The organism is Corynebacterium sp. KPL2680, assembly GCF_040225675.1.
Lineage (GTDB): Bacteria > Actinomycetota > Actinomycetes > Mycobacteriales > Mycobacteriaceae > Corynebacterium > Corynebacterium rhinophilum.
Genome location: NZ_JBEHFM010000049.1, coordinates 1 through 2396 on the forward strand (window position 1 = coordinate 1; position 2396 = coordinate 2396).

Sequence of the window (2396 nt, forward strand, 5' to 3'; positions counted from 1 at the left end):
CTGATGTCTTTGAAACCAAGTCTTCGGCTATACTGACCACAGCAGCATAGCTAGCCCCCGATGTGTCCACTTTCCGGAGGTCAGGCCCGTTTGGGGATTTTATATTTGCGCAAAGCAAGTTAATTCTGGCAAAACTGATGCGCAGTCACTCTTAGATTGATAACCTTCAAATTGAGTCCTCGTGTCGTAGGTTTTAACTAAGTATCTATATTTCCGCGAAAGGAAGTTATGAAGAAGTTTAATAAGCTTGCGGTAGCCGCTGTTGGTTTCCTTGTTTGTACTGCAGCTCCTGCCGCTACAGCTGAAGATTCTTCCGCCCAATCGAATTCCAATAAAAATCAAGCGGAAGTTCAATTTGACGACTCCTTTGGAGACTCTGACTCGAATGGTGAGCGTGTGTCTACACGGTCTGCGGGAGGCGGCACTTGGGCACCTGGCGGTGCTGGTGCGCGAGTTACTATTGGAGTCGAAGGTAGCGGCCTAGAGCTTGGCAAAGTCCATGTGTCTTATTATCCTAGTTTCGATTGGAAAATCGACAATGTTTGCGGGACAAAGTATGAGCTCGCATACGATGAACCCAACGGTAACCGAAAAGTAATCCCTGCGGGTCCTAATGGGTGCACTCCTGCCGCGATGCCTCATGAACACAAATATGATCTAAATGGAGTTCAGGCGAAGGATGGATCGAAAACTTGTGGTCGGGTATACGTCGAAGCCAAGAAACAATGGTCCCCATGGGCCTGCGTAACCATGAAGAGGTGATAATTTGTTAAGTATTATAGCTTTGGTCGGTGGTCTCGTGTTTGCTGTAGTAACAGTCAGGAAGCTCACCGACATCGATAATCAATTAAAGCAGTTGCTTGCAGCACAAGAGAATTAGAGAGCTTTGAAAAATATCTGGTGTCCCATTCTTCCCCTGGAAAGTGTGGGCCACTGGAACGAGGGCAAGCTTATTACAAATGGTGCCTAGGATTCCGAGGGGCTTGCGCTTTCAGATTTAGAGGGCGGATTCTAGTGGTCGTGGAAACACGATTTTAGATTTCGGTGGCATAGCTTAGCAGTTCGGCCATTTTTCGGCTGGTTTGGCGAAGCCTAGGGTTGCGCGTGGTCTGTCGTTGAGTTGCATGGAAACGAACTCGAGGTCTTCTTTGGTGTGGACGGATAGGTCAGTGCCTTTGGGGAAATACTGGCGCAGAAGTGCGTTGGTGTTTTCGTTACTTCCTCGCTGCCAGGGTGATCCTGGATCACAGAAGTACACCGGATATTCGGTGGCAATGGTGAATGATTTATGGCCGGCCATTTCACTTCCTTGATCCCACGTCAGCGAACCACGCAGGTGTGCTGGTAGCTGTTGGATAGTCTCGACGAGCGCGTTGCGCACTTCTACAGCACCATGCCCGTTGGGCAGATGCAGCAGCATGACGTATCTGGTGCTGCGTTCTACAAGCGTGCCGATAGCTGATTTGTTTTCCTTGCCCAAAATGAGGTCGCCTTCCCAATGTCCTGGAACAGCGCGGTCGTTAACCGTTGCTGGTCGTTCGGAAATTATCATCATGGGGTCGCTAAATCGTTGGCGGGCAATACGCTGGTTGCGTGGCTTTCTCACAGCACGGCCTTGGCGCAGACATGCGGCGATTTCTTTCTTCAACTCGCCTTTAGCTTGGAAGAACAACGACATATAGATAGTTTCAGGACACACCTTCATAGTGTCATCGTCAGGGAAGTTTAGACGCAACCTTCGGGAAATCTGCACCGGTGAATATCGCTTCTTCAACATCGCCCACACCGCATCACGCAATGCTGCATGTGTGTCCAGTTTGCGTGGCTTAGGCCGGAATCTGCGCAGCACGGACTTCCGATGAGCTGCATGCGGCAGATACAACCCAAATTCGTCACGGTTGCGTGTCATTTCCTTGCTTATTGTTCCCGGTGAGCGACCCAAATGCCGGGCAATAGCACGCACGCCTAGGCCTTGACGGTTCAAGTCGGCGATAAGTTCACGTTCCTCGACGGATACATATCGAGGACTAATGCGTTTGTCTATCGCGTGCTGTGGGATAACTTCGACGGGCACTGCTTGACGGGCGTCAACATAAGGCAAAACCTGCATAAGTCTTTTATAAAGCTCAGTGTCTGGCCCATCGGGAACAAACGGCACACGCCCGACACCATTGAGCTTGGTTACTCCTTTATCGATGTCCAAAGCCTCGCGCGGATTAATACCGACGGCTTTTGCTGCGTCTTTTCGGCCCATCGCACCAGACCGCAGCATCAAATACTCGCACCGACGCGACGTGGCACTAGCCCGACGGCCATGCGGATTGCGCTGCCACAAGCCAAGCTCAATACCAATGCGGTACACAACGCTGGTTCCTACATTAAGCCGCGTTGAAATA

General features: G+C 50.7%; 1 protein-coding gene. It reads right to left on the reverse strand.

Annotated features, from left to right (window positions below; genetic code table 11):
• Positions 1 to 1054 precede the first annotated feature (1054 nt).
• Positions 1055 to 2254, reverse strand: coding sequence for an IS30 family transposase (locus ABRP66_RS11535; RefSeq protein WP_284771354.1), 1200 nt, complete (start codon positions 2252 to 2254; stop codon positions 1055 to 1057).
• Positions 2255 to 2396: the final 142 nt, after the last annotated feature.

What these genes read in the sequence shown, in the direction of transcription:
- ABRP66_RS11535 (WP_284771354.1), bottom strand. Translation starts at nt 2,254, where the DNA reads ATGGGCCGAAAAGACGCAGCAAAAGCCGTCGGTATTAATCCGCGCGAG.